This is a genomic window from Acidimicrobiales bacterium (assembly GCA_035536915.1).
Classification (GTDB): Bacteria; Actinomycetota; Acidimicrobiia; order Acidimicrobiales; family JAHWLA01; genus JAHWLA01.
Genome location: DATLNE010000047.1, coordinates 73,827 through 85,431 on the forward strand (window position 1 = coordinate 73,827; position 11,605 = coordinate 85,431).

The window sequence follows — 11,605 nt, forward strand, 5'->3', positions numbered from 1 at the left end:
CCTCCTGTGCCCTCGGGCCAGGAGGTTTTTTGTTTCTCCCGCAACCAACAAAAGGAACGCCAGATGTCCGAGCGACTGATCATTTTCGACACCACCTTGCGAGACGGCGAGCAGTCGCCGGGCATCTCCCTCGACGTGGCCGAGAAGCTCGAGATCGCCGAACAGCTGGCGCGGCTGGGCGTCGACTACATCGAGGCGGGCTTCCCCGTGGCCAGCCAGGGCGACTTCGAATCCGTGCAGGCCATCGCCCGTTCGGTGCGCGGCCCCGTCATCGCCGGGCTGTCCCGCACCCATCTGGCCGACGTCGACCGGTGCTGGGAAGCGCTGAAGGATGCCGACCGCGGGCGCATCCACGTGTTCATCTCCACCAGCCCGCAGCACATGGAGCACATGCTGAAGATGACCGAGCCCCAGGTGCTGGAACAGACCAAGGCCGGCGTCTCTCGCGCCCGTGAGCACACCGACGACGTCGAGTTCAGCCCGCAGGACGCCACCCGCACCCCGCTCGAATTCATGATGGAAGTCCTGCAGACCGCAGTCGACGCAGGCGCCACCACGCTGAACATCCCCGACACCGTCGGCTACGGCATCCCCTGGGACTTCGGCGCGCTGATCCAGTACATCCGTCGCAACATCAAGGGCGACTACATCACCTCGACCCACTGCCACAACGACCTGGGGCTGGCCACGGCCAACTCGCTCGCCGGCGTGCAGGCGGGCGCCCGCCAGGTCGAGGTGTGCGTGAACGGCCTGGGCGAGCGGGCGGGCAACGCCGCTCTGGAAGAGGTCGTCATGGCCATCAAGATCCGGGGCGACCAGTTCCCCGGCATCGAGGTCGGCGTGCACACCGAAGAACTGGCCCGCACCAGCCGGTTGGTGGCCCGCCTCACCGGCTACCCGGTCCAGTACAACAAGGCGGTGGTGGGGCGGAATGCTTTCGCCCACGAGTCCGGCATCCACCAGCACGGGGTGCTGGCCCACAGCAGCACCTACGAGATCATCGACGCCGAGTCGGTGGGCCAGGAAGGCCGCCAGATCATCTTGGGCAAGCACTCGGGCCGCCACGCCTTCGCCGACACGTTGAAGCAGATGGGCCTGCACGTCCAGGGCGACGCCTTGAACGCGGCGTTCACCCGCTTCAAGGAACTGGCCGACCGCAAGGTGCAGATCACCGAAGCCGACCTTGAGGCCATCGTGGCCGAGGAGATCGGCGGTGTAGCCGACGCACCTGCTTTCGCCTTCGAGTCGCTCGAGGTCAACGGCGGCACGGTGGGCGTGCCCCGCGCCCGGGTGGTGCTCCTCCGCACGGGCGAGAAGGTGGAGGCCACGGCCGAGGGCGACGGCATGATCGACGCCGCCTGCCAGGCCATCAAGGCGGCCACCGGCGTCGACGCCAAGCTCACCGACTTCAACGTGTCGTCGGTCACCGGCGGCATCGACGCCCTCGGCGACGTCGTCGTGCAGATCGAAGCGGACGGCTTCCGCGTTTCCGGCCGGGGCGTGTCGACCGACGTGGTCGAGGCGTCGGCCCGGGCCTACCTCGGCGCCGTCAACCGGCTCGTCCGGGTGCGCGCCCGCAACGAGGTGAAGACGCCCGAAGCCACGCCGTAGTCGAGGTCACCTGCCGACTGCTTCGCACGTGAACGTGCGGCGGTACGCGGCAGGGGAGGTGCCCACGATGCGGGCGAAGTGCTGCCGCAGGTTGGCGGCAGTGCCGAACCCGCATCGGTCGGCGATCAACTCGATGGGCTCGTTGCTCGTCTCCAGCAGGCGCTGGGCCAGCAATACTCGCTGGCTCAGCAGCCACTGGTGGGGCGTCGTACCCGTTACCGCCCGGAAGCGGCGGGCGAAGTGACGGGGCGACATGGCGGCTCGGGAGGCGAGGTCCTCGACCGACAGTTGTTCGTCGAGGTGCTCGACCATCCACGCCAGCAGGTCGCCCAACAGGTCGTCGCCCGGCCCCACGGGTATGGGCTGGTCGACGTACTGGGCCTGGCCGCCGTCGCGATGCGGCGGCACCACCATGCGCCGGGCCACGGCGTTGGCCACCTCGGCCCCGTGGTCGAGGCGGACCACATGCAGGCACAGGTCGATGCCGGCAGCGGTACCCGCCGAGGTGAGGATGTCGCCGTCGTCGACGTAGAGCACCTTGGGGTCGACCTTCACGTCGGGGTAGCGCTCGGCCAGCTCGTCGGCATGCGCCCAGTGGGTGGTGGCCCGGCGCCCGTCGAGCAGCCCCGCCTCGGCCAGGACGAAGGCGCCGCTGCACACCGACAGGATTCGTGCGCCCCGGCTGTGCGCCGTTCGCAGCGCGTCCAGCAGCGGCTCCGGAGCGCCGCGGTGCACGCCGACACCGGCCGGGACGATGACGGTGTCGGCCCGCTCGAGATCCTTCACGCCGTAGGGCGTGTCGATGCTGAAGCCGATCGAGGTGCGCACCGGCGTCGGTCCCACGGCGCAGACCTTGAACCGGTACCAGGGCGATACCAGCTCGGAGCGGTCGATCCCGAACACCTCGCAGGGGACAGCCAGTTCGAACGGCGCCACGCCGTCGAACACGGGGACGGCGACCGTGTGCCGCTTGCGAGCCATGGCAGGATTATAACGCACGAGGGCGTTTCTGCCACTAGGCAATTTCCTTGCGAAGGTAGAGAATCGTGCCATGGACGCTACCGAAGCAATCGAACCCCGGCGGTCGCTCCTGCGCACGTGGTCACGACGCAGCCGGCCTCCCACCGACGAACAGCTGGCCGCCGTGAACCGCCAGACATGGCAGCTCCCCGTGTTGCTCTCGGGCCGGTGGTCGACGGCGATGTCGCTCGGCAACGCCGATGCCGCCATCCGACTCCAAGCCGCCCTCTGGGAACTGGCCGCCTCCAAGCATGTGCCGGTCGGCCCGCAGGCCACGGTGGCCGAGGTGGCGACCTCACTGGCCGAGCGCGGCGCCCTCGCCCCAGCCGCGGCCTCCGCCGCTGCCGTGCTCGCCGACGCCCTCGCCGACGACGGGTTCGACGAGACGGCCTCCCGGTTGGTGGGGCGCTTGATCGGCCACCTCGAACTGCGGGCCCGCTACGGCTGAGCGGGCACGCGCTCGCCCTCGACGAGGCTGACGGGGATGACCCCGGCCCACACGTCGAGGGCCAGGTCGGCCTCGTCGTCGTGCGGGCCGCCGCTGCGGACTTTGGCCGACGCCTCATTGAGGGGGACGGCGATCACGAGCGTGGCGTCGAGTTCGCGCTGCGTGGGCGGACGGGCCTCGGCGCTGCGCCCGGGCACGATGTGGTCGACGAAGGCGTCGAGGACGGCCCGCTTCTCGTCGCCTTCCACCACTCGGCCCCGCCCGAAAGCCACCACCGAGCGGTAGTTCATCGAGTGGTTGAAGGCGCTCTTGGCCAGCACCAAGCCGTCGAGCAGTGTGACCGTCACGCACACCGGCCTGCCGTCGCCCACCAGTCGCAGCAGGTGGTTGCCCGCGGCGCCGTGGAGGAGCACCTCGTCGCCGATGCGGACGTAGCCCGTCGGCAACACCACGGGCCCGTCGTCGTCGGCCACGGCCACGTGGCAGACCTTGCCCTCGTCGAGGATGGCGTCGATGGTGGCCCGGTCGTAGGCACCCCGAGCGCCCCGGCGGCGGACGGTTGTACGAGGCGTCGGCATGCGCCGACCGTATCGAGCAGCCGTCGCGACGCGGCGGGAATTTACGCGCTGGTGGTGGGCAGGAGGTCGGACCGCTGCGCTTCGAAGCGGTCGACGGCGGCTTCGTTACGCAGGGTGAGGCCGATGTCGTCGAGCCCTTCGAGCAGCCGGTAGTGGGTGAAGTCGTCCATGGGGAACGGCGACTCGATGCCCAGTGACGGCACGTAGACCACGCGGGATTCGACGTCGACGGTGACCTCCACCGTGGGGTCGGCTTCCACCGCGGCCATGAGCGCCTCGACGACCTCCTCGCCGACCTGCACCGGCACCAGGCCGGCCTTGGTGCAGTTGTTGCGGAAGATGTCGGCGAACCGCGGGGAGACGACGGCGCGGAAGCCGTAGTCGGTCAGCGCCCACACGGCGTGCTCCCGTGACGAGCCGGTGCCGAAGTTGGCGCCCGCCAGGAGGATCGAGGCGCCCTGGAACTCGGGGCGGTTCAGCGGGAACGACGGCCCCTCCTTCTGGCGCCAGGCCGAGAACAGGCCCTCGCCGAAGCCGGTGCGCTCTACCCGCTTGAGCCACTCGGCCGGGATGATCTGGTCGGTGTCGACGTCGCTGCGCCGCAGGGGGACGGCGGTGCCGGTGATGACGCGGATGGGCTCCATCAGTCGAGCTCCTCGGGGGTGGCGAAGCGGCCGGCCACGGCGGTGGCGGCGGCGACGGGCGGGGAAACCAGGTGGGTGCGGCCGCCCGGGCCCTGGCGGCCCTCGAAGTTGCGGTTCGACGTCGATGCCGCCCGCTCGCCCGGTGCCAGCTTGTCGGGGTTCATGGCCAGGCACATCGAACAGCCCGCCTCCCGCCATTCGAAGCCCGCGGCCTTGAACACCTCATGTAGCCCCTCGGCTTCGGCTTCGGCCTTCACCAACATGGAACCGGGCACCACCATGGCCCGCATGCCCGGCTTGACCCGACGGCCGTCGAGCACTGCGGCCGCTGCCCGCAGGTCCTCGATGCGGGAGTTGGTGCACGACCCGATGAACACGGTGTCGACGGGGATCTCCTGCACCGGCGTGCCCGCCTCCAGGCCCATGTACTCCAACGCCCGAGCTGCGGCGTCGCGTTCGGCCGGGTCGAGGAAGGCGTCGGGCGAGGGGACGGCGCCGTCGATGCGCACCACTTGCGCCGGGTTGGTGCCCCACGAGACGTGCGGACGAAGTTCGGCGGCATCGAGGGTCACCGACTTGTCGAAGGTGGCGTCGGCATCGGTTGCCAACGAGCGCCACTCGTCGAGCGCCCGCTCCCACGCCGCGCCCTTGGGGGCGTGCCTGCGGCCCTCCAGGTAGGCGAAGGTCACGTCGTCGGGGGCGACCATGCCCGCCCGGGCGCCGCCTTCGATGCTCATGTTGCAGACGGTCATGCGCCCTTCCATCGACAGCGCCCGGATGGCCGAGCCCCGGTACTCGATGACCGAGCCGATGCCGCCGCCGGTGCCGATGCGGCCGATGACGGCGAGGATGACGTCCTTGGCCGTTACCCCGGCGGGAAGGTCGCCCTCGACCTCGACGGCCATGGTGCCGGGACGGCGCTGGGGGAGCGTCTGGGTGGCCAGCACGTGCTCGACCTCGCTGGTGCCGATGCCGAACGCCAACGCCCCGAAGGCGCCGTGGGTGGCCGTGTGGCTGTCGCCGCACACGATCGTCATGCCCGGCTGGGTCAGGCCCAGCTCCGGGCCGATCACGTGGACGATGCCCTGGTTGCGGTGGCCCATGGGGTAGAGGGGGACGCCGAACTCGGCGCAGTTGGCCGCCAGCACCTCCATCTGCTTGCGGGAGATGGGGTCGGCCACGGGCTGGTCGATGTTCATCGTCGGGACGTTGTGGTCCATGGTCGCCAGCGTTAGGTCGGGACGACGCACCCGCCGGTTCGCCAGGCGCAGCCCGTCGAAGGCCTGGGGCGAGGTCACCTCGTGCACGAGGTGGAGGTCGATGTAGAGCAGGTCGGGCTCGCCCTCGGCGTGGTGGACCACATGCCGATCCCAGACCTTCTCACTCAGCGTTTTTCCCATTGGCTGTCCCACTCGACTTCTCACTTGACTGTCTCACATAGTGAGATGAGAATCTCATCTCATGGCGAGTGTAAGCGGGATCGGGGTCATCGACAAGGCCGTCTCCATCCTCGATGCCTTGGAGGGCGGGCCGCGCACGCTCGTCGAGCTGGTCGAGGCCACGGGGCTCAACCGGGCGACCGCGCACCGGTTGGCCGTGGCCCTGGAGTGCCACCGCCTGGTCGGGCGTGACGACGACGGGCGCTTCGTCATGGGGCCGCGGCTCATCGGCTCCACGCTCGAGCGCGTGACCCGGCCGATCCTCGAAGACCTGCGCGACCAGACCGGGGAAAGCGTGCAGCTCTACGTGCCCCGCAACGGCGGCCGGGTGTGCGTGGTGTCGATCGAGTCGCCGCACGGCTTGCGCACGATCGTCCCGGTGGGAGCCGTCCTGCCCATGGACAAGGGCTCCGCCGGCAAGGTCCTGCGGGAAGACCCGGCCGTGTTCAAGCGGGGTTACGCCGAGAGCGTGGAGGAGCGGGAAAAAGGCGTGGCGTCGGTGAGCGCCCCCGTCTTGCAGGGCGACGAGGTGGTGGCTGCCGTCTCGGTGTCGGGGCCGGTCGAGCGCACCACGCGGGCGCCGGGCAAGAAGTACGCACTGGCCGTCATCGAAGCGGCCCATCGCATCGAGCGGGCCATGGACTGGCTTTGACCTCGCGGCTCGACACACGCGACAGGCGCATCATCGCCCTCGCCGTCCCGGCGCTGGGGACCCTCGCCATCGAGCCCTTGTACGTGCTCGTCGACACGGCCATCGTCGGTCGGCTGGGCACCGTGCCCCTGGGCGGGCTGGCCGTGGCGTCCGTGGTGTTGGCGGGCCTCCTGCCCGTGTTCAACTTCCTGTCGTACGGCACCACCGCCCGGGTGGCCTTCCTCACCGGGCGGGGCGACCACCGAGGTGCCGGGGCCGTGGCCGCCCAAGGCCTGTGGCTGTGCGCCCTCATCGGCATCCCGCTGGCGGCCGTGCTGGCGGGGGCGAGCGGGCCGCTCGTGTCCGCCGTGGGCGGCGAGGGCGAGATCGCAGCGGCCGCCCGCACCTACCTACGCATCAGCACCGTCGGCATCCCCTTCGTCCTCGTGGCCTTCGTGGCCCACGGCTACCTGCGGGGCGTGGCCGACACCCGCACGCCGCTGGTCGTCACCTTGGCGGCCAACGTCGTCAACACCGTCTTGGAGTTCGCCCTGGTCTACGGGCTCGACCTCGGCGTGGCGGGCTCGGCCTGGGGCACCGTGGTGGCCCAGGTGGGCGCCGCCGCCTGGTTCCTCGCCCTGCTGGCGCCCCGTCTCCTGGCGGCCGAGGCAGGGCGCCGTCCCGTGGCCGCCGAGATCCGCCGCCTCTTGGTGGCGGGCCGCCATTTGTTCCTGCGCACCGCCGCCCTGTTCTCGGCCCTGGCCCTGGCCACGGCGGTGGCGGCCCGGGTGAGCCCGGCCACCTTGGGAGGGCACCAGATCACCGTCCAGGTCCACTTCTTCCTGGCCTTGGTGCTCGACTCGCTCGCCATCCCCGGCCAGATCCTCGTGGGCACGGCACTGGGTGCGGGCGACACCGTCGAAGCCCGGGCGGTGTCGGAGCGGCTCTTGCGGGTGGGCGCCCTCGCCGGAGTCGTCGTCGGGCTGGCGCTGGCGGCCGCGTCGCCCGTCCTGCCGCAGCTGTTCAGCGAAGATCCTTCGGTCGTGGAACGGGCGCGGGTGGCGATGCTCATTGCCGCCGTGGTGCAAGTGCCGGCGGCTATCGCCTTCGTGCTCGACGGCGTGTTGATCGGCGCATCCGACTTCCGGTTCCTGCAATGGAGCACGGTCATCGGGCTCGTGGTGTTCAGCCCGTTTGCTATTGCTGTGCTTCTGCACAAGTCGTTGGGCATCGTCGGGCTGTGGGTCGGATTGCTGGCCTGGATGACGGGCCGGGCGCTGGCGAACTGGTTCCGTTACCGCCACGATCGGTGGCTCTCGGCGGCCACCGCTTAGCTGTCGAGATGGCGTCGTCGACGGAACTCCTGCCATGCCGCGTCGAGCAGGCGTAAAAGGTCTCGCTCCGACAGCAGTTCCAGCGCCAGGCTCGACACCGCCGGGAAACTCCCTGCTCGCAGCGACGATGCGCCTGCCGACCCCGCGGCGCGGTGTAGAAGTGCAGGGTCCAGTTCCAACAAGGAGGCCAACGCAGCGATGCGCGAGGCGCGCGGAACCGTCACACCGGTCTCCCATTTGGAGACCGTCTGTTGGGTTACTCCGAGCTGGCGCGCCACGTCGCCCTGCTCGAGCCCCTGCTCTTCTCGGCGAGCCCGAAGAATCTCACCGAATCTCCCCATGGCCTGCGTTGTAGATGACTCGACACAATTTGTGAAGTCGGAGTGGTCATATTCCGCAAAATTAGGCCGGTTTACTCTACGCTTTTACAGTGTGACACACGTCCATACACCTCTCGTTGTCAAACGGAGTCGGCATGGTTGACGACAATGAACGACGACAACGGCTCCAAGAGGCGGGCGAGGCGGCCGGCCCCGAGGCCGTTGAACAGCTCACCCGGGTGCTGGTGCACGAGCTCGCCAACCCGCTGACGGTCATCCTCGCCGCCTTCGAGGCGCTGCAGACCCCCGACGTCGACGCCGCCTTCGTGGCCGACATCGCCGTGCGAGGACAGCGGCAGGCCGAGCACATGGCCGAGCTCCTGCGAGACCTGCGCGAAGGCGGCGGCCTCCGCGGGTCGCTGGTAGCCGACACCCGTCGTCAGCACATCAACTTGGCGGAGCTCGTCCGCGATACCTGCGAGGCCGTCGGGCCGGTGGCCGCGGGCCGGATCGTGAACGGGGTCCCCGACGACCTCATGGTGTGGACGGTGCCGTCGCGCCTGCGCCAGATCATGATCAATCTGCTGGCCAATGCGGCCAAGTACGCCACCATCGGACCCATCACCGTGGAGGCCACACTGGAGGAGACCGCCTTCACCGTCGACGTGCTCGACCGTGGCCCCGGGGTCCCGCCGGGCGACCCCGAGCAGCTCTTCGAGCTCTTCCGCCAAGGCAACGACCCGGCGCCGGGCGGCATGGGGGTGGGCCTGCATGTGGTGCGGGAGTTGGCGGCCTCGCTCGGTGGCACGGTGACGTTGCTGCCTCGGCCCGGTGGTGGCACCGTCGCCCGCGTCGTGCTGGCCCAGCGGCGCGACCGCAGCGGCGGCGCCGCCCCCGCCTGAGGCCGGCGGGCTTCAGCGAGGGCCGACGCCCAGCGCCACGGCGGCGTCGACCACGTCGAGCTGGCTGCCCACGTCGGGCGGCGGGGCGGTGGCGAAGCCCAGCGACGACAGCGACCCCAGCATGATGTCCATCTGCCCGTGGGCGTCCTCCCAGCGATGCTGGTCCGCCAGCTCCACCACGCCGGGCTCGTCGTCGTCGACGACTTCCCGTTCGATCTCGATGGCCTCGGCCCGCCACGCGGCCGCCGCCAGGTCGAGCGGGTTCCGGGCGAACGCCGCCTGGGCCACCAACCGGAGCGCCCGGGCGATGTGCAGCCGCTGCCGGGGACGCTCGGCCTCTCGCCACTCGTCGGCCCAGCAGTCGACCACCTCGGGCGCCACGTCGCCGTCGAGGGCGCGGGCCACGTCGAGGGCGGCCAGGAGAAGCTCGGGCAACTCCGCCTCGGCCAGCAGGGCCCGCAGCCGAGAACGCCCCGCGTCGGCGTCCTCGTCGAGCCCCAACGCCGCGTACGTGCGCGTGGCCCGTGCCGTCGCTCCTACGCCGCCGACGGGCTGGGCCTTGACCGCCAGCAACGACCGTTCCACCACTGCCCTCCATGCACCGTCGTACGACATGGGCGCCAACCACGACCGCCAGGCCCGTTCGGTGCGGTCGAGCAGGTCCATGGCCCCGTCGAGCGACAGCCCCTCGTCATCGGGGCCGACCGTCACCACCGTGTGTTCGCCCGCGTCGACAGTGCGCACCACGGTGTCGTCGAAGGCGACACCGGCGGAAAAGCGGACAACCCGTGCACCGGGGTTCACCGGCTCCACGTCGAGGTCGAACGGCCCGCTGACGACGCGCATCACGCGTCCGTCGGGACGCAGGCTGTCGCCCAGCCACGGCAGGAAGTCGACGACCTCGGCCGCTGGCATGCGGGTGCGCAACACGTTGGTGGCGGGCTCGTACGACTGCGCCCCCTCGACCGGCCCGAGCCGGACCACGACGTCGCCCCAGGAGAGGCGGCCGTCGGCGGCCACCACGGCGGTGGCCCGCGTGTCGCCGACGAACCCGCTCAGGCGCCGACCTTGACGAGCTCGACCTTGAGGCGCGCCCCGCTGGGCACGTCGTACTCCACGACTTCGCCCGCCTTGCGGCCCACGAGGGCCTGCCCCAACGGCGAGCTGGGGGAGATGACGTCGTAGGCCTCGTTCTTCTCCTCGATCGACCCGATCAGGTACTGCTCGGTGTCGTCGTCGCCGTCGTAGCGGATGGTGACGACCGACCCGGCGCCCACGACGCCCTTAGGCGTGGCCGACTCGTCGACGATGGCGGCGTTGGCCAGCATGTGCTCGAGCTGGCGGATGCGGGCCTCCATTTTCCCCTGGGAGTCCTTGGCCGCGTGGTAGTCGCCGTTCTCGGAAAGGTCGCCGAGTGTGCGGGCCGCTTCGATGGCTCGGGCGATCTCGACGCGGCCACGCGTTGTCAGGTCTTCGAGCTCGGCCTGCAGGCGTTCGAAGGCGGCGCGGGAGAGTTGCGTCTCGCTCATCCCGTCGAGGCTATCGGTTGACGAAGGGCGCCTCGACGGGAGACACTGGCGGGACCATGTCGCTGTCCAGCACCTTCGTAGTCATTACCACGTAGCGCTCGCCGGCCCTCCGGTGTGCGCTGTCGACCGTCCACAGAAGTGGGCGGTTTTTCATTTCTCAGGAGCTTTTCGTTGGCAACCCACAGAGTCGCAGTCATCGCCGGGGACGGGATCGGTACGGAGGTCATGGCCGAGGCCCGCAAGGTCGTGCGCGCCGCGGGCGTGACCCTCGACGAGGTCGAGTACGACCTCGGCGGCGCCCGGTACCTCCGCACCGGTGAGGTGCTGCCCGACACCGTGCTCGACGAGCTGCGGGGCTTCGACGCCGTCCTGCTCGGGGCCGTGGGCACGCCCGACGTGCCCCCTGGGGTGCTCGAGCGCGGGCTGCTCCTGCGCATGCGCTTCGAGCTCGACCTGTACGTGAACCTGCGGCCCTTCGAGTCCGACCGCCTCAACTGCCAGGTCGTCCGTGAGAACACCGAAGGCACCTACGCAGGCGAAGGCGGCTTCTTGCGCAAGGGCACGCCGCACGAGATCGCCACCCAGGGATCGGTCAACACCCGCAGGGGCGTGGAGCGTTGCATCCGTTACGCCTTCGGGCTGGCCGACGCCGGCGAGCGGCGCCACCTCACGCTGGTGCACAAAACCAACGTCCTCACCTTCGCAGGCGACCTGTGGCAGCGCACCTTCGACGAGGTGAGCGCCGAGTTCCCCGACGTGCAGACCGCCTACCACCACATCGACGCCGCCTGCATCTACTTCGTGGAGTCGCCCGAGCGCTACGACGTGGTGGTCACCGACAACCTCTTCGGCGACATCCTCACCGACCTCGGTGGGGCGGTGGCGGGGGGCATCGGCCTGGCCGCCTCTGCCAACCTCAACCCCGATCGCACCGGCCCGTCGTTGTTCGAGCCGGTGCACGGGTCCGCCCCCGACATCGTGGGGACGGGCAAGGCCAACCCGCTGGCCGCCATCCGGTCGGCGGCCATGATGCTGGACTTCCTGGGCGAGGGGGACGCCGCCGCCCGGATCACCAAGGCGGTGTCGGAGGCCAAGGGCCTACCCGGCACCACTTCCGAGCTGGGCGACGCGGTCGCCGGAAGGGTGTAA

The 11,605-nt window shown here is 70.2% G+C and carries 13 protein-coding genes; 6 read left to right on the top strand and 7 right to left on the bottom strand.

All coding sequences use genetic code 11. From position 1 onward, the window contains the following. Window positions 1-63 precede the first annotated feature (63 nt). Complete coding sequence (locus VM938_14600) at window positions 64-1,611, top strand: 2-isopropylmalate synthase (GenBank protein ID HVF76264.1); 1,548 nt, start codon at window positions 64-66, stop codon at window positions 1,609-1,611. 6 nt (window positions 1,612-1,617) lie between these two features. On the opposite strand, the gene ftrA is transcribed toward VM938_14600, so the two are convergent. Further along, window positions 1,618-2,592, bottom strand: a complete 975-nt coding sequence (gene ftrA / locus VM938_14605; protein ID HVF76265.1) for a transcriptional regulator FtrA — start codon at window positions 2,590-2,592, stop codon at window positions 1,618-1,620. Window positions 2,593-2,662: 70 nt separating this feature from the next. Between ftrA and VM938_14610 the strand changes: the two genes are divergently transcribed. Then, window positions 2,663-3,079, top strand: coding sequence for a hypothetical protein (locus tag VM938_14610; GenBank protein HVF76266.1), 417 nt, complete (start codon window positions 2,663-2,665; stop codon window positions 3,077-3,079). Here the strand turns inward: VM938_14610 and VM938_14615 are convergent. Genes VM938_14615 through leuC form a run of 3 tightly spaced genes read right to left on the bottom strand, consistent with a single transcriptional unit; the run spans window position 3,070 to window position 5,701 of the window. Beyond that, window positions 3,070-3,657: a pyridoxamine 5'-phosphate oxidase family protein gene (locus tag VM938_14615; GenBank protein ID HVF76267.1), complete on the bottom strand. Its 588-nt coding sequence runs from the start codon at window positions 3,655-3,657 to the stop codon at window positions 3,070-3,072. The two genes, VM938_14610 and VM938_14615, sit on opposite strands and share 10 nt — an antisense overlap. 41 nt (window positions 3,658-3,698) lie before the next feature. Then, on the bottom strand, window positions 3,699-4,301 hold the full coding sequence (gene leuD, locus VM938_14620; protein HVF76268.1) for a 3-isopropylmalate dehydratase small subunit: 603 nt from the start codon (window positions 4,299-4,301) through the stop codon (window positions 3,699-3,701). Beyond that, window positions 4,301-5,701: a 3-isopropylmalate dehydratase large subunit gene (leuC, locus tag VM938_14625; GenBank protein HVF76269.1), complete on the bottom strand. Its 1,401-nt coding sequence runs from the start codon at window positions 5,699-5,701 to the stop codon at window positions 4,301-4,303. The genes leuD and leuC overlap by 1 nt, the downstream gene beginning before the upstream one ends. Window positions 5,702-5,762: 61 nt before the next feature. Between leuC and VM938_14630 the strand changes: the two genes are divergently transcribed. Together VM938_14630 and VM938_14635 are read left to right on the top strand one after the other, a co-directional pair. Then, a complete protein-coding gene (locus tag VM938_14630; GenBank protein ID HVF76270.1) occupies window positions 5,763-6,392 on the top strand; it encodes an IclR family transcriptional regulator in 630 nt (209 codons plus the stop codon). Continuing rightward, window positions 6,389-7,705 (top strand): MATE family efflux transporter, encoded by a 1,317-nt coding sequence (locus tag VM938_14635; protein ID HVF76271.1) that lies wholly within the window; start codon window positions 6,389-6,391, stop codon window positions 7,703-7,705. Before VM938_14630 ends, VM938_14635 begins: the two co-directional genes overlap by 4 nt. On the opposite strand, the gene VM938_14640 is transcribed toward VM938_14635, so the two are convergent. Next, a complete protein-coding gene (locus tag VM938_14640) occupies window positions 7,702-8,046 on the bottom strand; it encodes a helix-turn-helix transcriptional regulator (GenBank protein ID HVF76272.1) in 345 nt (114 codons plus the stop codon). The two genes, VM938_14635 and VM938_14640, sit on opposite strands and share 4 nt — an antisense overlap. Window positions 8,047-8,180: 134 nt before the next feature. Between VM938_14640 and VM938_14645 the strand changes: the two genes are divergently transcribed. Beyond that, entirely contained in the window at window positions 8,181-8,927 is a 747-nt protein-coding gene (locus tag VM938_14645) for a HAMP domain-containing sensor histidine kinase (protein ID HVF76273.1), read from the top strand. A 12-nt stretch (window positions 8,928-8,939) separates the two neighbouring features. Here VM938_14645 and VM938_14650 read toward each other — a convergent pair whose 3' ends face one another. Together VM938_14650 and greA are read right to left on the bottom strand one after the other, a co-directional pair. Further along, window positions 8,940-9,950: a hypothetical protein gene (locus VM938_14650; protein ID HVF76274.1), complete on the bottom strand. Its 1,011-nt coding sequence runs from the start codon at window positions 9,948-9,950 to the stop codon at window positions 8,940-8,942. A 32-nt stretch (window positions 9,951-9,982) separates the two neighbouring features. After that, a complete protein-coding gene (gene greA / locus VM938_14655) occupies window positions 9,983-10,456 on the bottom strand; it encodes a transcription elongation factor GreA (protein ID HVF76275.1) in 474 nt (157 codons plus the stop codon). A gap of 171 nt (window positions 10,457-10,627) precedes the next feature. Here greA and VM938_14660 point away from each other — a divergent pair, with 171 nt between their 5' ends. Next, the gene (locus tag VM938_14660) at window positions 10,628-11,605 is read left to right on the top strand and encodes a 3-isopropylmalate dehydrogenase (protein HVF76276.1); all 978 of its coding nucleotides are present in this window, start codon (window positions 10,628-10,630) and stop codon (window positions 11,603-11,605) included.